The following is a 21,073-nucleotide window of genomic DNA, read 5'->3' as shown; positions in this document are numbered from 1 at the left end:
TCATGAACGTTAATTCTCCTTGCTTCTCATCCGGGGTCAGCACCCCCGCCCCGGCACATGAAGATCCGGTGCTCAGTACCCTGATTCAAGATGTTGAAAATGAATTTTCAACGATGGTCTACAAGGCACGAATCGCTATCCGCAGGCGTGCTCAGTCAATCCACCCAGAATTACAACCGTTAGGCTACAAGGTTCTCTCGGTATTGGTTCGACAACCGGCTCACCAACAAATTGCACTTGCCGAAGAGCTCGAGGTAGATAAGGCAACGATGAGCCGAACTATCAAACAACTTGAGGTTCAGGGGCTGGTCACCCGCATCCCAGATCCCGCGGATGGGCGGGCCATGCTGGTGAGTATCACCGAATCGGCACGTAGTTCATTTGTTGCAGCTGGCATTGGTTCCCGGACCCTGATGCGGGAGCGGCTTGCTACATGGGAACCGGCGGAAATCAAGAGGTTTTCCGATCTTTTGGCACGCTTGAACGTTTCCTCGGTAATGCTCCACGAGCATCAGGTTCCACCCGCGAGCTAAGCCTCATTTATGCGTTCCGTGAGCACTATAGGCACCTGAGTGTTGATCTAGCTGGCCCCGCCCCGAGAGTTTGTGGGGCGGGGCCAGCGCATTTAATGGGCGATTTATGAGGCACCGCAAGGTATTGGTGATTCAAGGTGCTCAAGCTTTCGCCGTTGGGGCATAAAATAGGCTCATGACTACCCCGTTCGATGAAGAGCACCCGGCGATCCAAGACTCAGTGGTGCCGCAGAGCCTTGAACCTCTTATGGCCGAGGTTGAGAAGGAATTTTCAATCATGGTGGTCAATGCCCGCAATGCAATTCGCAGGCGAGCCCTTTCAATCCACCCGGAACTTCAACCCTTGGGCTACCGGGTGCTTTCAATTCTTGTTCGACAACAGGCCCAGCAGCAGATAGTGCTTGCCGATGAACTTCAGGTGGACAAGGCAACCATTAGCCGAACCATCAAACAACTTCAGGCTCAAGGCCTGGTGACCCGCGTGGCTGACCCCAACGATGGCCGCGCCATGCTGGTCAGCATCACAGACTCGGCAGCCGAGGCTTGGTTTGCTTCGGGCGCACAGGCACGCACGTTACTGCGTGAACGTCTTTCACAGTGGGACCCCGAAGAAATCCGCCGCTTCAGCGATCTTTTGGGCAGGCTGAATGCCTCAACTGATGCTTAGCAACGTGGTGGCACCTCTAGCTTCATGACGATTCATGAAGCATCGTATTTGTCCTCCACAGCACGCTCGGGCAAACTTTTATAAAGAATCACGAGTTCCAACCATTCACGGCTCTGGCCGGTTGGACGGCAACCCCCTTCGTCATAGTGGGGTGCTCCAGATGAAGATTCGACGCCGCCCAACCGGACCGGCGTAAGTATGGCGACGTGTCTGGCACGCGCCACCACGACAAGGATTCTTCTCATGTCCGAAACTCTTCTTGAAACCACCCCGGAGCTACTGCGCGCCGAAAAGCTCAATGCCGCGGGCAGTGCCTGGGGTGAACGCATCGCAGCAAACACGGCAAGCGCATCGCTAACCTTCAAAACCTCCGGCACCGCACAGGGCTCGGTAGCCACCCAGATCACCAGTGGCACGCACTCCTTCTTAGTTGATGAGCCGGTGGGCCTTGCCGGTGACGATGAGGCTGCGAGCCCCGTTGAATACGCGCTTGGTGCGTTGATCTCCTGCCAGGTTGTCGTTTACCGGCTCTATGCACACCAGTTGGGTATCAAGATTGATTCTCTGAAGATCGATGCGCAAGGCGATCTTGATGTGCGCGGACTCTTTGGCATCGATGAAAATACCCGTCCAGGGTTCTCCGGGGTGCGCCTAATCGTTCAGCTCACTGGCCCGGAAACCCCGGAACGCTACAGGGAACTGCAGGACACCGTCGATGCGCACTGCCCGGTCTTTGACATCATCGCCAATCCAACACCCATCAGCGTTGAACTGGTGCTAGCCAACTAGTTTTATAAGCACTTCCCAGATGGGACCGCCACACTGTGTGGCGGCCCCATCGTTGTTGTTTGGCACCAGCGAATACTCGAGTGTGCAGTACCTATTGGCTTGAAAGTCACCTCTGGGTAGTATCACCAACATGTGCGCCAGCGTTGACGCATGTAGTTGATGCTTGCGGCAATTCCACCTAGGCAATACGGAAGTTTAGGTCCCTCGGGGATGAATTTGAAGCCAATGGCAGCAGAGCTCAGAGCCAAGGGAGAAAACGTGTCCGAACAACACCGCAAGTACCGCCCCCTGCTGGTGGCGGCAGCAGCACTGGCACTGGTTGGCGCATCCGCGGCAGGACCTGCCAACGCTGCCCCAAAGCCCAAGGCGCCGGGGCAAGCACAAAAGGACAAGAACACCCCGGTGACCACCATCGAACTGGTGGGCATCAATGACTTCCATGGCCGCATCGAGGCCAACGGTGCCGAAGCCGGTGCCTCGGTACTGGCCGGGGCGGTCAAGGACTACAAGCAGCGCACTAAGAACACGCTCTTTGTTTCGGCCGGCGATAACATTGGGGCTTCAACTTTTACCTCGTTCTCGCAGCAGGATGACCCAACGATCGACGCGCTGGTCGCCGCGGGGCTTGATGTTTCGGCCGTGGGTAACCATGAGTTTGATCGTGGATTTGATGACCTGATCAACCGGGTGATCCCCCGCTACGGCCAGGGGGACGCTGCGGCTGGTGCCGACTACGCACTGGGAGCCAACGTTTATATAAAGGGCACCAAGACCCCCGCATTGCAGGAGTATGCGCTGCGCAAGCTCAATGGGGTCACCGTTGGCATCATTGGAACCGTGACCGACCAAACAGCAACGCTGGTGACGCCCGCCGGTATTTCCGGACTCGATTTTGGTGACCAGGTTGAAGCGGTGAATCGGGTTGCGACTCAGCTCAGTGACGGGAACAAGAAAAATGGTGAGGCAGATGTGATTGTGCTGCTGACCCATGAGGGATCCTCGAGTAGCAATTGTGCCTCGATTGGCACCGAAGACACCTCCTATGGTGATTTGATTCGTCAGGCATCTTCCAAGGTGGATGCGATTATTTCCGGACATACGCACATTGGCTACGCTTGCTCCTACCCGGTGGCCGGATGGACCAAGGGACTTGAACGTCCGGTATTACAGGCTCACCAATATGGAACCACTCTCGATACCCTGAAGATTGAGGTCTCCAAGGGGCAGAAGCAAGTGGTGGGACTCGAAGGCGGGCTGATCTCGCTAACCACCATTGGGCCAGATGGCAGCACAGTTCCACGCTTTACTCCGGTTCCCAAGGTGGCAAGCATTGTTGATGCCGCGGTCAAACAGGCCGAAGTTGTTGGCACACAAAAGATCGGAAATATTAGCGCAAGCGTTCTGCGTGGTGGCACCAATGGATCTGACCGAGGTGTTGAATCCTCGCTGGGTAACTTGGTCGCAGATATGCACCACTGGGCAACCTCTAACGAGTCATTTGGCGGAATTCCCACACAGATTGCTTTCATGAATCCCGGTGGGCTACGTGCCGATCTGCTCTACGGCACCGATGGAACGGTGACCTATAAGGATGCTGCATCGGTCCAACCGTTCGGCAATACGCTCTTCACCATGGATTTGACCGGCGCACAGATCAAATCGGTGCTCGAAGAACAGTGGCAGCCCGAGGGCTCTTCGCGTCCCAAACTGCATCTGGGTATTTCCGAGGGTTTCTCTTACACCTATGCTCCGAATGCTCCGCGCGGTGAACACATCCTCTCGATGAGTTACCAGGGACAACCGGTGGCAATGGATGCGACGTTCCGGATTGTCACCAACTCGTTCCTGGCAACCGGTGGAGATAACTTTGGAACCTTCACTCAGGGAACAAATAGCGCAGATTCGGGTCAGATTGACCTTGTCGCGGGCATTGAGTACTTCAAGGCTCACCCCATGGTCGATCCGGCGCCATTAGGCAGGGCACAGGCAGCTCAATAAGCACTGCGCTAAACACCGCTGCACAAATTTCATACAGGCAGGTGGGGAACCATTTCACAACAAATTATGAAACGGTTCCCCACCTGTTGTGTTCGTAACGTGAAGCAAATACCGCAAACTACACGCGGGGAACGATTTGTGTTGCCGGACACGATAGTCCGAAGCATGGCCAAATGCACCGATTCTGTCTTTATGACCCATGAGCGTCATAATGAACATTGTTGTTTCGATACCCGGGCATGATCTCTTAGCCGGTCATCCGATTCGACTCACCCGGGGATCGGGCCGATCCCCGTTTTAGATCAATGACAGCGGCATGGTCTTGATCCAGAATGATCAGCAGCGAGGAAGCTTCACCAATGCAGCAGAACAGCCAAGTCCCTGGCGACTTGCCCAGCGGAGCACCGGTAGCTCTTGATGAGCAGCCCTCAACACCGGGCACTACCACCCTGTCTATGGAGGGCAACGAACTCAAGCGTGGCCTCAGCAGCCGCCACATGCAGATGATCGCCATTGGTGGCGCCATCGGCACCGGCCTGTTCGTCGCTTCCGGCGGCACCATCTCCCAAGCGGGCCCGGGCGGCGCACTTGTCGCCTACGCGCTGGTTGGTCTCATGGTCTTCCTGCTCATGCAGTCACTGGGCGAAATGTCGGCAAAAATCCCTGTTGCCGGATCCTTCCAAACCTATGCGACACGCTTTGTCTCCCCCTCATTTGGCTTCGCCATTGGCTGGAACTACTGGTTCAACTGGGCCATTACCGTGGCAGCCGAACTTGTTGCCGCTGGCATCATCATGAGTTTCTGGCTACCAGATGTCCCCGGGTGGATCTGGGCCGGAGTATTTTTGGTGTTGCTCACCGGGCTCAACGCTTTGTCGGCCAAGGCCTTTGGTGAGTCCGAATTCTGGCTCTCAATGATCAAGGTCATTGCCGTGATTGCCTTCCTGATTGCCGGGGTACTGATGATCTTGGGCATTCTTGGAGATTCCTCCCCGGGAATGAGCAACTGGGAAAACCGTGAGGACGTATTCCACGGTGGTTGGATCTCAATTATTTCTGTCTTCATGATCGCCGGATTCTCCTTCCAAGGCACCGAACTTGTGGGTGTTGCCGCGGGTGAGGCAAAGAACCCTCGCCGCGAAGTACCCCGGGCTATTCGCACCGTCTTCTGGCGCATCATGCTCTTCTACATTGGCGCCATCTTCATCATTGGCACGCTTGTCTCCTTCAACGATCCAAGCCTGTTAGCCTCCGGCGAAGCCGATATTGCTGCCTCTCCATTCACCCTGGTCTTTGAACGTGCCGGGATTGCCTTTGCCGCTGCCCTCATGAATGCGGTGATCCTCACCGCGATCCTTTCGGCAGGCAACTCCGGCCTATATGCCTCAACACGCATGCTTTATGCCATGGCTCATGACGGCAAGGCACCGAAGATTTTTGGTCGTACCAATTCCCGTGGCGTTCCCATGGCAGCACTCTTGGCAACTGCAGCGGTTGGCCTCTTCGGTTTCCTCTCGGCAATCGTCGGACAAGGAGCCGCATATTCCTGGCTGCTAAATGTCTCGGGACTCTGCGGATTTATTGTGTGGGCGGGAATTGCGGTCTCGCACTATAGATTCCGTCGCGGTTTCCTGGCCCAGGGCAATAAGGTTAGCGACCTTCCCTACCGGGCTTCGTGGTTCCCGATCGGCCCAATCTTGGCCTTTGCTGTGCTGATTTTGGTGATTGCCGGTCAGAACTATGAGGCGGTCTTGGCGGGGCGGGGCATGGAGGTACTTTCCTCATACATTGGCCTGCCGATCTTCTTTGGCCTGTGGATCATCCATGCACGGATCACCAAGGACAAGGTAGTCCCGCTGGATCAAATGGACCTTTCTGGCCCGGCAGATCTTGAAGAAGAGGAAGCCCTGGCGAAGAACTAGGCCCCACGCGATTCGGTTTTCGGCCCCTTAGCGTCCTGCTTACAGGATGTTCAGGGGCCGAAGTTTTATGCCGCGCTGCGTCGTGGCGCATTCTTGCGGTAGGAGCTCGCTGCGATGCCAAGGCATAGCTGGATGCAGGCAACTCCAATGAGTAGCAGAATCGGTAGCGTCCACGATTCGGATGCAGCGTAGAGCAGTCCCATCCCGAACGGGCCGCTGGTAGCAACCAGGTAACCCACCGATTGGGCGAGGGTGCTCATGGCAGTGGTTTCTTCTGCAGTATCTCCGCTTTGGGAGATGATCAGTAATACCAGCGGGAAGATCGAGAAGCCGATGCCCATGGCCACCGCGCACAGCCAGGCAAGACCCAGCGGTAACACCAATAGACCCGCAAGCCCCAGTCCGACGCTGATCGAGCACATCATGATTGCCCCGCGGAGCATATTCCTTTTATTGACCATCCACAGCGAGAGCATTGTTGCCGGGATAGAGACAAGTTGGAGCACCCCAAGAATCACTCCGGCATCTGCCGGGGACATGGAGCGGGAAATCAGCACGCTGGGCAGCCAGCTCATAATCGCGTAAGCCATCAGGGATTGGACGCTAAAAAGCCCGGTGATGACCAGTCCGCGGCCGGTGCGCAGGAGCGCAAACGGGTTGATTCCCTTGCCCGTCGTAGTTTCAGTTGCCGCGGCTTTAGTCTTATCTGCCCGAGCCATCATCAGGAACGGAACAAAGGCCAGTGCACCGGCAAGCGCTAGGAAACCCCACGTTGCGAGTCCCAGTGTTGGCGATCCCGCAGCCAACGCCAGGGGGACGCTAAGCGAGGAGGCGGCGGTGGCACCCACGGACATGGTAACCGTGTAAACGCCTGTCATCATCGAGGTTTTTTCCGCGAAGTGCTGACGAATAAACGATGGCATTGCCACGTTGCACAGCGCGATGCCACACATTGCTGCAACGGTTCCGGCAAGCAGCGCCCAGGTAGTAGGGATGGCGCGGAAGCCGAGGCCCACCGCTAACACGCTCAATGCCAGCATGATGGTTCCGGCTAGTCCTATGCGCCGTGCAATCCATGCCGTTCCCGCCCCAGCCACGGCAAAGACAAGCGTGGGGATGGAGGGTAGCAACGCGGCGATCAGTGGACCATAGCCCAAGAAGAGCTGCAGGTCGTGGAACAGTGCCGAAGCACTGGTAATACCGGCGCGTAGATTGAGCCCCACCAGCACCACTGCGGCAAGGGAAAGCAGGGTGAAACCCGTGCGTGAGGTCATGGGCGTTACCGAGGTTGAGGCGTTGGGCATCTTCACAGATTACGACCCTTGCAGGTCTCTCAAGCACGAAGTTACGCGTATGGAGGTCAAACTCACGCACTTACAACCCCCAACTAGCGCGCCGGAGCGTACTCGGTGTTGCCTGTGGCACTAGATACTTGGTTGGCACCGGGTGCATAGTTGAGTGCTAAAGGGTCAGGACCACCACGAGGAAGGGCGCACCACTATGTTGATTATTTCGGTAGTGCTGGGCGGATTGGCAGCATTGATCCATCTATATATTTTTGCGCTCGAGTCCCTGTTCTGGGACAAGGAATCAACTCACAAGATCTTTGGAATCCGCAGCACCGAACAGGCCGCATACACCCGTCAGTTGGCATTCAACCAGGGTTTTTACAACCTATTTCTTGCCATCATGACGGTGGTGGGTGGGGTTCTCTTGTTGCAAGGAACCCTTGGGGCCGGGGCCGCATTGTTCTTGGCAGGTACCGGCTCAATGGTTGCCTCCGGGTTAATTTTGATGATTTCAGCACCAAATATGCTCCGAGCCGCGCTGATCCAACTGGTGGTTCCCGCGTTGGCCGGTGGCTGGTGCATTATTTATCTACGTTCTTAGCTACGGGCACGCATCGGCTCGCGGCACATCAAAATATCTTTTAGAGCTTGTGGGATTGGTTATAGAACCACTGAATGTGTTCTCGCAATCGCTGTGCCGCCTCGGGTCCGTTCCCCACGGCAACCGCCGCATGGATCGCGTGGTGCTGGGTACGTAGCACCGCTGCAATGCGTTCCCAGCTTGCGTCGTCCTCAATTGAATCGCTGACGTAATCACTAATGGATAGGCGCAAGGATTCCATCATTGCCTCGATGACAGCATTTCCTGCCAACGAGGAAAGCAATACATGGAATTGGGAGTCAAGATCGTGGAATTCTTCGCGGTCAAGGCTCGGGTCGTCCATGGCAATTAAGAGTTCGGCGGTACGTTCAAGTACAGCCTTGCTACGCTCCGGATCTGTTCCAAGATCCGCGGATTCCGCTGCCCAGGTTTCTAGCAGTATGCGGGATTCGACGATGTCCCCAACCGAGAGTTGGCGTGAGGCAACATGCAGGCGTAAGGCGGCGGAGAGCCCCACCGCTGGGTTGGAAATGATCACGGCCCCGGAGTTGGGCCCCGAGCCGGTGGAGGTGCGTATAACGCCCATGGCATCAAGGATGCGGATGGCATCGCGCACTGAGGCACGAGAGATTCCGTGGCGTTCGGCCAAGATCCGCTCACCGGGAAGCTGGTCGCCAAGTTTGATCTTCCCCGCGAGTAGGTCTGCCTCGACACTCTTGAGCACCACTTCATAGGCGCGTGCGGGGAGCGCGGGTGTGTTTACGTTGTTTGCCACACAGATTATGTTCGCACGCTTCTTGAAGTTCAAGGAATATCTTGCTGCTTCGGCGATCACAGAATTTCGGAGCCTGGCTCCAGCAGGTCTTTGCCATTACTACCGACAGACAGAGGAACTTACGTCATATTTACGGACTTGCACGCATCGTCAAATGCATATCGCGTGTTCTTCCTACTGTGAAGCCATGAATGCATCACAAGTTGTCAAAGTGGCCGCAGTGCATGCGGCAGCACCTTTCTTGGACCTTTCCGCTGGCGTCGCAAAGACCTGCGAATTTATTCGAGAAGCCGGTCAGAATGGTGCTCGGCTCGTTGCTTTTCCCGAAACGTTCTTGCCGGGTTATCCGTGCTGGATTTGGTCTCACACGGCCAAATATTCCGCTCCATTGTTCGCGCAGTTGCACCACAACTCCATGGAGCTCCCAGGCGTATTTCTCCCCGTCGGGCCAACTCGTTGCCAAACATCGAAAGCTTCACCCCACCAATGCGGAACGAACGATTTGGGGTCGTGGAGATGGTCGCGATGTTTTCGTGGTTGATACGGGATTTGCCAAGGTTGGTGGACTCATCTGCTTTGAGCACAGCATGGATCTAAACCGCTATGCGTTAGCTACTCTGGGTGAACAGATTCATATCGCCGCGTGGCCGGCTATCAATGCCACGCATGCGGATCCCAACGCTGGCGATTTCGATCATTATTCCTCCACGTTGGCTCAGGCCCATGCCATTTCCGCGCAGACCTACGTCATAGTTGTGCAGGGTCGGATCAGTCGGGAAATCGTTGACCGCTTGGATGTACCTGCTGGTCCGGATGCACCGGTAGTGGGTGGTGGAATGACCGGGTTCATTGCCCCCAATGGAAAATGGCTGTCCGAACCTCACCGCGACGACGAAGCAATTATCTACGCAGACCTCGATTTAGGCATCATTCCCTTTGCGAAGTTCTTTACCGATGGTGCAGGCCACTACGCACGGCCCGATGTCTTCTCCTTCGGTATCGATCGCAGGTCCCAGGAACCGTTGACTAACCAGAGCATTGGTGAAATCGCGCCGCTGGTTGCTCGTTGGCAGTCATAGAACACCGCCAGCGAGTAACCCCGGCGGCTTACCTAATGACGATTCAGCCCGTTAGGGACGTGGAATATACAGAGAACTTCGACGGAGCGCATCCGTAGGCGCTTCGGAAAAGTCTACTGAAATTGGCCAGATCCTTGGATCCGCATTCCGTGACGATCTCCGTGATCGTGGTGCCAATACGCTCCCGATCCGTCCTCGGCAAATGCCGAATAAAGGGTACGCCGGGATACACCTAGCAGACCGGCAAGATACTCCGGGATAGTTCCCCATAACGCAATCTGGACGAGGCCATGGCCATGGCGATGGCCTGTTCTCTGAGCACTCGTGGATCACTACGAGGTGATAAACGTGGCCGAACCACCGCTGTAGTCCTCGCGAGGCGGTCCAGAGCGTATTCGTAGTCTGTTGCGGGTAATCCCTCGGCTAATCAATGACGAGCAGACAGATTCGGTGCCCTCTGCGCGTAGTGATGTTGCAGCTATTCGTGCAACCCGTGATGGGGATAGACCCAAAACATCATGTGGAACACGCATGATCACCAGATCCAGGGGCCGGTTGCCGCCTACGCTGTATGGCTCTGAGGTGTCATAATTAGCGATGCTCAGACACATTTCACTTCGTTTTTATGCTCGGTGGACGTACTTCGCTCTACGACCTACTATGGTCTGACCACACAAAAGTCTTCGGCAACGCAGCCGGAAGGGCCACACATGAAAATCGCACTTTTCGCAACATGCATCGTCGATGCTATGTATCCGCAAACCGCGCGTGCCACAGTCAAGATTCTTGAGCACCTGGGCCACGAGGTTATCTTCCCCACCGGCCAGGCCTGCTGCGGACAGATGCACATCAACTCCGGCTACATGGATGAAGCGCTACCGGTTGTCACCAACCACGTCGAGGCCTTCGAAGCCGATCACTACGACGTTGCCGTAGCCCCCTCGGGCTCCTGCGTTGCCTCGGTCAAGCACCAGCACCCCATCCTCGCCGAACGCTGCGGAGATGCAGCACTGAAGGCACGCGCCGAGGCAGTTGGCGCCAAAACCTACGAACTTTCCCAGCTGTTGGTTGACGTTCTGGGTGTCACCAATGCAGCCGAGCAGCTCGGCTCACACTTCCCTCACAAGGTCACCTATCACCCCTCCTGTCACGGCATGCGCTCGCTGGGCTTGGGCGATCGCCAACTCGATCTGCTCAAATCCGTTGGCGGCATCGAATTCACCGATCTTCCCGAGGCCGACCAATGCTGCGGCTTTGGCGGAACCTTCTCCATGAAGAATGCGGATGTTTCCTCGGCAATGCTTGAGGACAAGACCAAAAACATTGAATCGACAGGTGCCTCGCTGTGTTCCGGCGGAGACGCATCCTGCCTCATGCACATTGGCGGCGGGCTCTCGCGCACCAAATCCGACACGACAACACTGCACTTCGCAGAAATCCTCGCAAGCACCATCGATGAGCCAGTCTCGGTCACCGGCGAGGTATTTGTAGGAAAGGGCGGCAAGTAAATGAGCAACGTCTTCATGGGAATGCCCTCATTGCCGGTCTTTGGCGATGGAAACCTGCACATCGATGAGCCATTCCCGGATGCAGCGCACCGCGAACTTGGCAACACGCAAATGCGCGCCAACCTACGCCACGCAACCCACACCATTAGAGATAAGCGCCTGAAGGTCGTTGGCGAACTTCCCGACTGGGAGGAACTACGTGATGCAGGTGCGGCAACCAAGAATCACGTCATGGCCAATCTTCCAGCGCTGCTTGAAGAGTTCGAGAAGAACTTCACGGCACGTGGCGGCGTGATCCATTGGGCCCGCGATTCACACGAGGCAAACAAAATTGTTGCCCAGCTGATCAAGGAACAAGAAACAGACGAGGTGGTCAAGGTCAAGTCAATGGCCACCCAGGAAATAGGGCTCAACGAATACCTCGAAGAACAGGGAATCTCCGCCCTGGAGACAGACCTTGCCGAGCTGATCGTCCAGCTGGGCCACGACAAACCAAGCCATATCCTGGTCCCTGCAATCCATAAGAACCGCACCGAGGTGCGCGACATCTTCCTTGCCGAAATGCCGAACGTGGATCCAAACCTGACCGATGAACCGCGCCTGTTGGCCATGGCCGCGCGTGAACATCTGCGCCGTAAATTCCTCGCCGCCAAGGTCGCCATCTCCGGTGCCAACTTCGCCCTCGCCGATTCCGGAACCCTTGCCGTGGTTGAATCCGAGGGCAACGGACGGATGTGCTTGACGCTGCCCGAAACCCTGATCACCGTCATGGGAATCGAGAAGCTGCTGCCGGGTAAGGAAGACCTCGAAGTCTTTATGCAGCTACTGCCACGCTCCTCAACCGGTGAACGCATGAACCCGTACACCTCGTTGTGGACCGGTGTCACCGAGGGCGACGGACCGCAAAACGTGCACCTAGTCATGCTCGATAACGGCCGCACCGCCGCACTTGCGGATAAGTACGGGCGCACCGCACTGAACTGTATCCGCTGCTCGGCCTGCATGAACGTGTGCCCGGTCTACGAGCGCACCGGCGGTCACGCCTATGGTTCGACCTACCCGGGGCCGATCGGTGCCATCCTCACCCCGCTGCTCACCGGCATTAAGTCCGAGGAAAACAGCTCACTACCCTACGCCTCCTCACTCTGTGGCGCTTGCTATGATGCCTGCCCGGTGAAGATCAATATCCCCGAAATCCTTGTCCATTTACGTGGCGAGGATGTGGATTCCAAGCGTGGTAAGAAGAAGCTCCCAACTCAGATGGATCTGATGATGAAGGGTGCCGGGTGGGCATTCTCTTCGGGGAAGAACCTCGCTCTGTTGGAGAAGGGGCTTCCCTTGGGCAAGCTCGCGGCCGGACGGGATAAGAAAATCAAGCGTCTCCCCGGTATTGCAGCGGGCTGGACCCAGTCCCGAGATATCCCTGCTCCCCCCTCCCAGTCATTCCGTGACTGGTGGAAAAAGGAACACCAGAGCCCAGCTAAGACCGAGCAGGAGAAGTAAAAACGATGAGCGCCAAGGAAGAAATTCTCTCCCGCATCACCTCCGCCCTGCGCGATGCCCCAACTCCGGAACCTGTCCCCCGCGAATACCGCAGGACCTCTGATATGCCAGAAGCCGAGCTCATCGAATTGCTTGTCGACAGGATCGAGGACTACAAGGCACACGTTGATGTCGTTGACTCGGCTCAGCTTGCAGCAACTATTGCCGAACGTCTGAAGGATGCAACAAGCTTTGTGGTGCCGCACGGCATCAACGAAGACTGGCTTGTTGAGGCAGCCCCGGCAAACGATGCGCGTCGCCGCGTCGATGCACCGGGTGCCATTTTGAGCATTCCCGAGCTTGATTCGACCGATGCAGTCTTGACGTCCTCGGCGGTTTCCATTGCCGAGTCCGGAACCATTGTTCTTGACGGAACACCCGATCAGGGCCGCCGCGCCATCTCATTGGTTCCTGATCACCACGTGTGCGTGGTTCCGGTTTCGACGATTGTTCGTTTGCTGCCCGAGGCGCTGCCGCGCATGGATATCACCCGTCCGTTGACCTGGATTTCCGGCCCGAGCGCCACAAGCGACATTGAGCTTGAGCGAGTTGAGGGTGTGCACGGCCCGCGTCAGCTGGACGTCATTGTCGTCAAGGGACTCTAGTACCCCCAGCAAGGCATCCTTCGGGATCGGGCTCCGAGAATGAGTTCTCGATCCCGAAGGGAGCCACACTTCAGGATCGAAGAAACAACTTCGATTCGTTCGCCAACGCTCCAACGAATCCCGATGCCACACCGGCGGACGTATTGCTATGGATGCCCCGCATCTCTCAGGCAACAAAGCCACTACCTGAAGTTGGGCGCCTTTTATGGTGGTCGGACCCGGTTTCGTTCTGATGCCCATACACGCGCGAGACCTCCGCCACACTTCAAGAATACGGCTACGTACATCCAGCTCCGCATAGACTAAGAGTTCCTCAGGAGCCAGAAGCAAGGATGACTATCGTGATTCCGCCGGGACCGCTTGGCACAAGTGGAGGGTCGATCGCGCACCTGCGAGAACACAATCTTTCACGAATTCTATTGGTGCTCGCCACTGATTCTCCACTGTCCCGCGCCCAGATCGCGGGACGCACTGGTCTCGGAATCACGGCAATGACCAAACTCATTGCGGAGTTGCGCGACAGACAGCTCGTAATGGAAGTTGCCGACACCAACCCAGCAACCATGGGCCGCCCGACAAGCCTCATTACTTTGGCCCGGCATTACTGGGCTACCGCGTCTCTGAGTCTGGACAATGGTTCAATCTATGCATCCATTGGTGGGATCGACGGAAAATACAGCACCTCATTTACGGTTGCCACACCAATATCCTTGGAAATCGACGCGTATATCAAGTATGTTGGCTTGGCTCTTGATCGAATCGCCGAGGAATGTCGCAGTGCTGGGCAAATATTACTTGCCGTTGAGGCGTCAGTCCCCGGAGCCGTGAATAACTCTTCGGGAGTCATGATGCGCTCCGTGCTTAATGGCTGGTTCCGCCCATATCCGCTTCGACAGGTGCTCTCGGAGTTGGTTTCGGCCATCGATGCCGGGGTCTCGCCCTCGATACTGGTAGGTATTGACCGCGCCACCAATTACTCATTGCTCTCCCGTTTACAGGATTTGGACTTGCCCGGTGACTTCGAGACCGTGGCGCACCTAGGCGGCCTTTACGCGGTCAGCGGCGGAATCTATAGCCGGTCAGCGCTCGAGCATGGCTCCACCGGGCTTGCCGGAGAATTCGGACACTTCGTCATCGATCCCACCGGCGCCCAATGCTGGTGCGGCAGACGAGGTTGCGTGGAAACTCAGCTGGGCCTGGCCGGCATCTATTCCAGATGCAGCATCATGGACTCCGTCGAGGCCGACCTCGTTCCCCAACTTGCACGGCGACACGAAGAAATGGTCGAAGAGCTCCTAACACGAGCGCGGTCCGGTGAGCAGCAGGTGCTCAAAGCATTGGATCAGGCCGGGTATTGGCTCGGCATTGCGGTCGACACCATCGCCGCAGTAGTCAATCCACGGGTTCTCATTATCGATGGATACCTTGCTGCGCTCCAGGAATACCTTCAGCCGGAGATGCGAAAGCAGCTGGCTTCCATTGGAGCGTTGCCATCCATCACTGACCTAAACATCATCTTCGCAGAAGATCCTTTCACCCCGGTAAACCGTGGCATGCATATTGCCGCGGGACTCGCCGTGGCGCATCACCCAGGCTCGGCCGTGCACTGATTTCTCCCTCAAATGTCATATTAGAAAAACAGTCTCGACATTATCCACGCCGTGGAATAAGCTAACTGTGACGCGCGGCACCCACCTCTTCCGTTTAGAGCCGGGCCCGCAAACTAGATCCCAGCTCACAAGGACCCGGCGATGGACACCCGCATAACTCTCCCGCGCGCTACTGCGCACAAGGCAACCATGACACCTATTGATACTCCCACCGAACAAAAATGGCCGACGCACCGACTGCTGGCTCGCAAACCGGTCATGGCAGCAATGATTTGTATTGCGCTAATTGGAGGAATGCAGGGAGTTGACCCGGCATTACATTCAGTTGCAATGCCGGCAGCGGCAAAAGCCCTTGGTATGAACCCTTCGCTGGCAGCGTTTCTCAAGAGTATTGGAACCATTGTTCTTGCCGCCAGCATGCTCGGCGTTGGAATCATCGGGGATCGACACGGACGCAAGAAAATCCTAGTTGCAGGAATCCTTCTGATGGGCGTCGCGGCACTAGTCACCGCGGCAGCACCAACCCCTATGATCTTCGGAGCAGGCCGTGTACTGATGGGCATCTCCACGGCTATGTCCTTCGCAATGTGTCTGGCACTGATCCCAACTCTTTTTGAAAAGAAGGATTTACCTAAGGCTTTCGGACTCTTCTTCGGTGCTGGTGCCACGTTGATCGTGATTGCAACATCCCTTTCCGGAACAATCCAGAGCGCACTCGGCTGGCGCGCAACTTACGTCAGCACTGCCGTATTGTGCTTGGTCCTGACGCTTATTGCGATCCGGCTCCTGCCAGAAAACCGTTCCGCAGCTCAACGAAAGTTCGATACAGTCGGTGTCCTACTTGCTGCAGCAGGACTCATCGCACTTGTCTACTCAATCGGACAAGCTTCCACTCGTGGTTGGGGAAGTCCTCTGGTCATTGGGGGAATTTTCCTGGCACTGGTAGTTCTTGGCGGATTCGCCTTGTGGGAACGTCGAATTGAAAATCCAGCCTTCCCAGTTGAACTTTTCAAAAAACCGGCGTTCGCGGCAGCATGCCTAGCTGGTGTGCTGTTCAACTGGGCGGATGCATCCTTGTTGGGCCAGTACCCTGCTTTGGCACTGCCCGCCGGTGTTCCGGCTTCGGCCGTCTCGGTGGTTGTCGCGGTCATGTACATCGGGATGATCTGCGGCGCCCCCATGGCAGGTATCGCACAGAAGCGCTTCGGCGCAACGAACCGCACCATGTTCACTAGCGGTCTGCTGCTGTGTGCCGCAGGGCTGGCGAGCCAGATTTTCATGCGAGACCCGCACAATATCGTGTTGCCGGCCTTTGGCCTGTTCGTGGTGGGATTTGCCGTCATGTGGATGCAAAACCCGCAAAGCGCCATCATCATGGGGTCGGCTCCCGCCGACCAGCTTGGTGCTGTGGGCGCGGTCAAGCCCGCCGTTGGACAGTTCGGTTTTGGCTTGGGCTTCGCCCTCGCTGGCCCCATGTCCACCATTTTCATGACCGACGGTGTGATGACCGCTCATGCTTACGGTCTGGGACTCGCGGTCCAGTCCATCATCTTTGTAGTCGCCGCAGGACTGATTTTCCTGCTGTTGACCCCGCGCAACCGCCGTGCAACGGCCTAGTTAGAGAGGCACAACCATGAACGCAACTACCATTCTCCACAATGCCACCATCATCACCGTCGACGAGGATTTCAGTACCGCGGAGGCAATTGCTTTCAAGGATGGCATGATCGTCGCCATCGGTTCGACAGAAAAGGTGATGGGCTTCGCAGGACCGGCCACCGAGATCCACAATATGGAAGGTAGCACCGTCCTGCCAGGATTTGTGGAAGCTCACGGGCACCCTACCGCGGAAATGAACTTCATCGGCCCCGACGCCATAGACATCAGGGCCTCACTTTGCGGAAGCGCAGAGGTAGTGTTGGAGAAACTGCGTGATGCTGTTGCCGAGGCCGAAGCTTCTGGTCCTGGAGCCTGGGTTGCGGCCTTTGGCTGGGATCCACTACTGTTGCCGGATCTCCCCCGCATCAGCGGTGCGTGGCTGACGGAGTTTTCGCCGACGGTTCCTCTGTCGATCATGCATTACTCCGCACATTCGGCGTGGGCCAACGACGCGGCTCTGCTGGAACTAGGGCTCGACCGCAATTCGGAAGATCCCGGTGCCTCGCAATACCTGCGAGATGAGACCGGTGAACTGACCGGTGAAGCCCTGGAAATCCCGGCCGTCATGAACTTCATGGGTCCCAAGATGCATGCGGGTGCAGAGAAGTTTTCGGAGTTTTTGGACTTCGAACTCTATCGCATGGCCGCTGCCGGCGTCACCACCACCGGTGATCTTGCATTCCACCCGGATTCGTATCCACTCATGCAGGAATACCAGCGCACGCACGAGCCACCTGCACGCATCCGGTCCTATGAGATGTCGGGTATCCGCGCAAACATCCCGGCGCCGGGCACCGATCCTTTGATGGGGACCAGTACAGCCATGTTTCGTCCCACTGGGGTCAAGGTGTGGACTGATGGGTCGCCATGGGTCGGCAATATCGAGACGAGCTTCGGCTATGAGGACAGCATTCAAACCGAGGCGATCGGGCTCAACGCCGGTCATCAGGGATGTTCCAACTACACAGAAGAACAGTTGCTGACCATTTGCCGTCAGCACTATGCAAACGGTTGGCAAATGGCATGCCACGTGCACGGAGATATCGCAGTTGACACGGTACTTAGCGTTTTTGAGCAGGTGCAACGTGAATTCCCGCGTGCCGACGGTCGGCTGCGGATGGAGCACTGCGGTTCCATCACCCCGCAACAGGTAAAGCGTGCTTGGGAGCTGGGAGTAGGTATTTCCTTCTTTGTGGCGCACATCCATTACTACGGCGATATCCTCGCCGGACTTTTCGGCGAGAATGCCGAAGCGTGGACACCTGCCGGCGCCGCTGCAGAGGCTGGCATGCGCTTCTCGCTGCACAACGATCCCCCGGTGACCCCGGAATCGCCATTGATTAACATGCAGGCGGCTATTCTCCGGCAAACTCCATCCGGCAAGGTCCTGGGCCCGGAATTCCGTATTGACATTCGTGACGCTATTAAGGCGCAGACCATCGATGCGGCATGGCAGCTCTTCTCGGATCATGAGGTTGGTTCACTGGAGATCGGGAAATTCGCCGACATCGTAGTTTTGGAACGTAATCCACTGGATGTTTCGGCTCACGAGTTGGGAAACATACGGATCCAAGAAACGTGGATTGATGGACGTCGCGTTCGGGCCCACGTCCCAGTAGGAGCCACATCGGACTAAGCGTCCATTCAAGTTCCAGTCATGAGACTTCTTCCAGAGATCGATCTAACGCCAGATTTGACACGAAATTTGCTTTATTCGTCATGTTCTCTCGCAGTTGACGATGGACCACGACGAAGAGCATCTCCTGCACGGTCTACCAGTGGCTAGCTTCACCGGTCTTTGCAGTACGTTTGGTTGCCAAGCCAAGCGTACTCACTATGTCTCGAGGCTAAGACGTAGCTAGGGGGGTGGCCACCAAGAATTTCTTCCGGTGGCCACCCTTCTCGCCATTTTTGGGTTGGAATCGTACGGACTAGTGTCCGTCAATCACTCCCTTTTCGATGGCCTTGGTGACTGCGTCGGCTTCGGCCTGAGTCAGCTTTCCGTCGCTTACAGCGGCATCAAGCTTCCATTTCAGCTCCGTATTCCGTTCAGTCTTTGCTTCTGTGCGAAGTTCTTCCAAGGCGGTGGTGACCTTGGCTTCATCTACACCAAGTGACTTAGCAAGGGATTGCGCAAGTGCCTCACTTCGCTTGGCGAAATCAGGCTTTGCGCCAGCTTCACCACGCTTTGCAGGCTTGTTTACTTTCTTGAAGTCAGCGAGTGCTTCCTTCACCTTTGCTTGGTCCACGCCGAGCTTTTCAGCAAGGGTGGACGCCAAATTGGTCTTTTCGCCGCGTTGCTCACCGTGGTCACCATGTCGGCCGTGCTCTGACGGCGCAGAATTGGTGGTGCTGGTGGTCGTGGTGTCCGAAGAAGGACCCGACGCATTGGCAGTGCTGGCAACTCCCGTGAAACCAATCCCAGCGATCAACGCCAAGGCAGCCGCGGAAGTCCCTAAAGCGATTGTCTTTTTCTTAGCCATGAATTTTCCTTTCGGTGGCCGCCCGCGCGGTACCACTTGGTGGCCCGGCATACACCGCCGGCACTCTTCAAGGATGTGCGTCATTCTTATGACAGAGCTATTTTTGTGCCGCTAAGGGGCTGTGACAGTCCTGCCAATACGCCGATAGCAAGCAGCCAGCTTCATGCGCCCGCTGACTCATGAGGCTGGCTGCTTTGACTTATTCCACGAGCTTGCCAGCTGTTGAAACTTCCTTGATCAGCTCGGCAATTTCGGCAGGAACCTCGGGGATTTCTTCACGAGTAACCCCGCTCTTTGGCGACCATACAAGGTTGACCTCCAATGTGGGATCCATTTCTGGGAAGTCACTGCGGTTATGGCAACCACGAGTTTCTCGGCGTTCAAGTGCAGCTTCCAAAGTGGCACGAGCTGCAAGGGCTGAGCCCAAGAGATCAAAGGCATGAGCCAAGTCTTGGAAACCTGCAATATCAGGATGGATTCCAACTTCCTTAATGCGCGCCTCGATCGCATCAAGCTCGACAAGTCCAGCGTTAAGCCCGTCTTCGTCGCGTACTACTCCGGCGTGGTCGGTCATCACGTTGCGGATGGCTCGCTGTAGTGCACGTACATTTTCCTGCCCATCTGCCGCCAAGAGATTATCGATTTCTGCTCGGGCGTCGGCCAGCGCTTGAGCAGAACGTGGTTGGGAGTCGAGTCCCGAGGAGTATTTGGCCGCGGCGCGTGCCACGATGCGTCCGAAAACCAACAACTCGATTAGCGAGTTGCCACCCAGGCGGTTTGCACCGTGTAATCCGCTTGAGGCTTCACCGATTGCATAGAGCCCCTCGACATCGGTGCTGTGGTCCTCTGGCCGAACCCAAACCCCACCCATCGAGTAGTGAGCGGTGGGCGCGATCTCGATGGGTTCGGCGGTGATATCAAGCATCTGAACTTCCAACATGGTCTGGTAAACCCGCGGCAGGCGTTCCATGATGGTTTGTCGTGGCAGGTGGGAAATATCCAGCCAGACTCCGCCGTTCTCGGTGCCGCGGCCTTCCTTGATTTCCGTGTAGGCTGCAAGTGCCACGCGGTCTCGGGTGGAAAGTTCCTTTCGAATCGGGTCATAACGTTCCATGAAGCGTTCACCAAGGCCGTTGCGAAGAATGCCACCCTCGCCACGGGCTGCCTCGGAAATTAGTGTTCCGGCAGCATTCTCGGGCTCAATAATGCCCGATGGGTGGAACTGGACAAGCTCTGGGTCGCGCAGGCGTGCTCCCGCCTCGACGGCAAGACGGAACGCATCACCGGTGTTCTCATCACGGCGTGAGGAAGTGCGGCGCCAAATGCGAGTGTGTCCACCGGCGGCGATGATTACCGAATCCGCATGGATCAGGTAGCGCTTGCCGCTATTGATATCGAACCCGTAGGCGCCGAAGACTTTGTTGTCCTTGACCAAGAGTTTGGTGATGTAAACGGAATCAAGGATGGAAACTTTTAGCTGCTCAGCCCGGCTGACCAAGCTGCGCTGGATTTCCAGCCCCGTATAGTCCCCGGCGAAGGCGGTGCGGCGGAAGGTGTGTGCACCAAAGAAGCGTTGGGAGATGCGGCCATCGTCTTCACGGGCAAAGCCCATTCCGTAGCGCTCAAGATCTGCAATTCCCTGGGCGGCGCCGCGAGCAACAATTTCTACAGTGCGCGGGTTCGCCAAGAAGTAGCTTTCTTTGATGGTGTCTGCAGCGTGCTGTTGCCAGGAGTCTTCCTTATCCATGGTTCCCAGTGCCGCGTTGATACCGCCTGCGGCTAGCGAGGTGTGTGCGTCGTTGCGTGGGCGTTTGCCCACTGCAAGTACATCCACTCCCATTTCTGCCAATTCAATGGCGGCTCGAAGGCCGGAGCCTCCGGTGCCAATCACTAGGACGGTGGTGGAGATCTGCTGTTCATTGATGATTTTTGCGCTCATGTTTTCAACTATGAGAACTCAGTGACAATACGTCCAATGAATTGTTTGAGTCGTTTCGATGCAGATATGCTATC

17 protein-coding genes, 1 pseudogene and 1 riboswitch are annotated in these 21,073 nt (G+C 56.5%); of the genes and pseudogenes, 14 read left to right on the top strand and 4 right to left on the bottom strand.

Annotated elements, in window-relative coordinates; genetic code table 11:
• The first annotated feature begins 2 nt into the window (after positions 1-2).
• The 5 genes from CQ018_RS06800 to CQ018_RS06780 all read left to right on the top strand — a co-directional run bounded on the left by CQ018_RS06800 (position 3) and on the right by CQ018_RS06780 (position 5,909).
• A complete protein-coding gene (locus tag CQ018_RS06800) occupies positions 3-533 on the top strand; it encodes a MarR family winged helix-turn-helix transcriptional regulator (RefSeq protein WP_105549213.1) in 531 nt (176 codons plus the stop codon).
• A 175-nt stretch (positions 534-708) separates the two neighbouring features.
• Positions 709-1,200 carry a MarR family winged helix-turn-helix transcriptional regulator gene (locus tag CQ018_RS06795; RefSeq protein WP_105549212.1) on the top strand — a complete coding sequence of 164 codons (492 nt, stop codon included), beginning with the start codon at positions 709-711 and terminating at the stop codon, positions 1,198-1,200.
• A gap of 86 nt (positions 1,201-1,286) precedes the next feature.
• Positions 1,287-1,405: riboswitch (SAM riboswitch) on the top strand.
• Positions 1,406-1,443: 38 nt separating this feature from the next.
• On the top strand, positions 1,444-1,989 hold the full coding sequence (locus CQ018_RS06790; RefSeq protein ID WP_105549211.1) for an OsmC family protein: 546 nt from the start codon (positions 1,444-1,446) through the stop codon (positions 1,987-1,989).
• Between the two features lie 210 nt (positions 1,990-2,199).
• Positions 2,200-3,987, top strand: a complete 1,788-nt coding sequence (locus CQ018_RS06785; protein WP_258142421.1) for a bifunctional UDP-sugar hydrolase/5'-nucleotidase — start codon at positions 2,200-2,202, stop codon at positions 3,985-3,987.
• A gap of 455 nt (positions 3,988-4,442) precedes the next feature.
• Positions 4,443-5,909 carry an amino acid permease gene (locus CQ018_RS06780; protein WP_105549353.1) on the top strand — a complete coding sequence of 489 codons (1,467 nt, stop codon included), beginning with the start codon at positions 4,443-4,445 and terminating at the stop codon, positions 5,907-5,909.
• A gap of 65 nt (positions 5,910-5,974) precedes the next feature.
• Here CQ018_RS06780 and CQ018_RS06775 read toward each other — a convergent pair whose 3' ends face one another.
• Positions 5,975-7,213 carry an MFS transporter gene (locus CQ018_RS06775; RefSeq protein ID WP_258142420.1) on the bottom strand — a complete coding sequence of 413 codons (1,239 nt, stop codon included), beginning with the start codon at positions 7,211-7,213 and terminating at the stop codon, positions 5,975-5,977.
• A gap of 196 nt (positions 7,214-7,409) precedes the next feature.
• On the opposite strand from CQ018_RS06775, the gene CQ018_RS06770 reads away from it, so the two are divergent.
• On the top strand, positions 7,410-7,799 hold the full coding sequence (locus CQ018_RS06770; protein ID WP_105549209.1) for a DUF1304 domain-containing protein: 390 nt from the start codon (positions 7,410-7,412) through the stop codon (positions 7,797-7,799).
• Positions 7,800-7,839: 40 nt separating this feature from the next.
• Here the strand turns inward: CQ018_RS06770 and CQ018_RS06765 are convergent, their stop codons facing one another.
• Positions 7,840-8,574, bottom strand: a complete 735-nt coding sequence (locus CQ018_RS06765; protein ID WP_105549351.1) for a FadR/GntR family transcriptional regulator — start codon at positions 8,572-8,574, stop codon at positions 7,840-7,842.
• Between the two features lie 7 nt (positions 8,575-8,581).
• Between CQ018_RS06765 and CQ018_RS20775 the strand changes: the two are divergent.
• The 8 genes and pseudogenes from CQ018_RS20775 to CQ018_RS06730 form a co-directional block, all read left to right on the top strand.
• Positions 8,582-8,965 (top strand): annotated as a pseudogene (locus tag CQ018_RS20775) (nitrilase-related carbon-nitrogen hydrolase); the annotation flags it as partial.
• Entirely contained in the window at positions 8,874-9,653 is a 780-nt protein-coding gene (locus CQ018_RS06760; protein WP_181149769.1) for a nitrilase-related carbon-nitrogen hydrolase, read from the top strand. The pseudogene CQ018_RS20775 and the gene CQ018_RS06760, both read left to right, overlap by 92 nt.
• 710 nt (positions 9,654-10,363) lie before the next feature.
• Positions 10,364-11,161 carry a (Fe-S)-binding protein gene (locus CQ018_RS06755; protein WP_105549207.1) on the top strand — a complete coding sequence of 266 codons (798 nt, stop codon included), beginning with the start codon at positions 10,364-10,366 and terminating at the stop codon, positions 11,159-11,161.
• Positions 11,162-12,664: a LutB/LldF family L-lactate oxidation iron-sulfur protein gene (locus CQ018_RS06750; RefSeq protein WP_105549206.1), complete on the top strand. Its 1,503-nt coding sequence runs from the start codon at positions 11,162-11,164 to the stop codon at positions 12,662-12,664. It begins immediately after the preceding gene.
• Positions 12,665-12,669: 5 nt separating this feature from the next.
• A complete protein-coding gene (locus CQ018_RS06745; protein ID WP_105549205.1) occupies positions 12,670-13,308 on the top strand; it encodes a lactate utilization protein C in 639 nt (212 codons plus the stop codon).
• 332 nt (positions 13,309-13,640) lie between these two features.
• Positions 13,641-14,918, top strand: coding sequence for an ROK family protein (locus CQ018_RS06740; protein ID WP_105549204.1), 1,278 nt, complete (start codon positions 13,641-13,643; stop codon positions 14,916-14,918).
• Positions 14,919-15,059: 141 nt separating this feature from the next.
• A complete protein-coding gene (locus CQ018_RS06735) occupies positions 15,060-16,535 on the top strand; it encodes an MFS transporter (RefSeq protein ID WP_105549203.1) in 1,476 nt (491 codons plus the stop codon).
• 16 nt (positions 16,536-16,551) lie between these two features.
• Positions 16,552-18,213: an amidohydrolase gene (locus CQ018_RS06730; protein ID WP_105549202.1), complete on the top strand. Its 1,662-nt coding sequence runs from the start codon at positions 16,552-16,554 to the stop codon at positions 18,211-18,213.
• 295 nt (positions 18,214-18,508) lie between these two features.
• On the opposite strand, the gene CQ018_RS06725 is transcribed toward CQ018_RS06730, so the two are convergent.
• Together CQ018_RS06725 and CQ018_RS06720 are read right to left on the bottom strand one after the other, a co-directional pair.
• The gene (locus tag CQ018_RS06725) at positions 18,509-19,060 is read right to left on the bottom strand and encodes a hypothetical protein (RefSeq protein WP_105549201.1); all 552 of its coding nucleotides are present in this window, start codon (positions 19,058-19,060) and stop codon (positions 18,509-18,511) included.
• Positions 19,061-19,259: 199 nt separating this feature from the next.
• On the bottom strand, positions 19,260-20,999 hold the full coding sequence (locus tag CQ018_RS06720) for an L-aspartate oxidase (RefSeq protein WP_105549200.1): 1,740 nt from the start codon (positions 20,997-20,999) through the stop codon (positions 19,260-19,262).
• Between the last annotated feature and the right edge of the window lie 74 nt (positions 21,000-21,073).

The sequence above is a fragment of the Arthrobacter sp. MYb227 genome (assembly GCF_002975435.1).
Taxonomy (GTDB): Bacteria; Actinomycetota; Actinomycetes; order Actinomycetales; family Micrococcaceae; genus Paeniglutamicibacter.
Note: the sequence above shows the minus strand (reverse complement) of the source record. Positions and strands in the feature narration are given on the sequence as shown.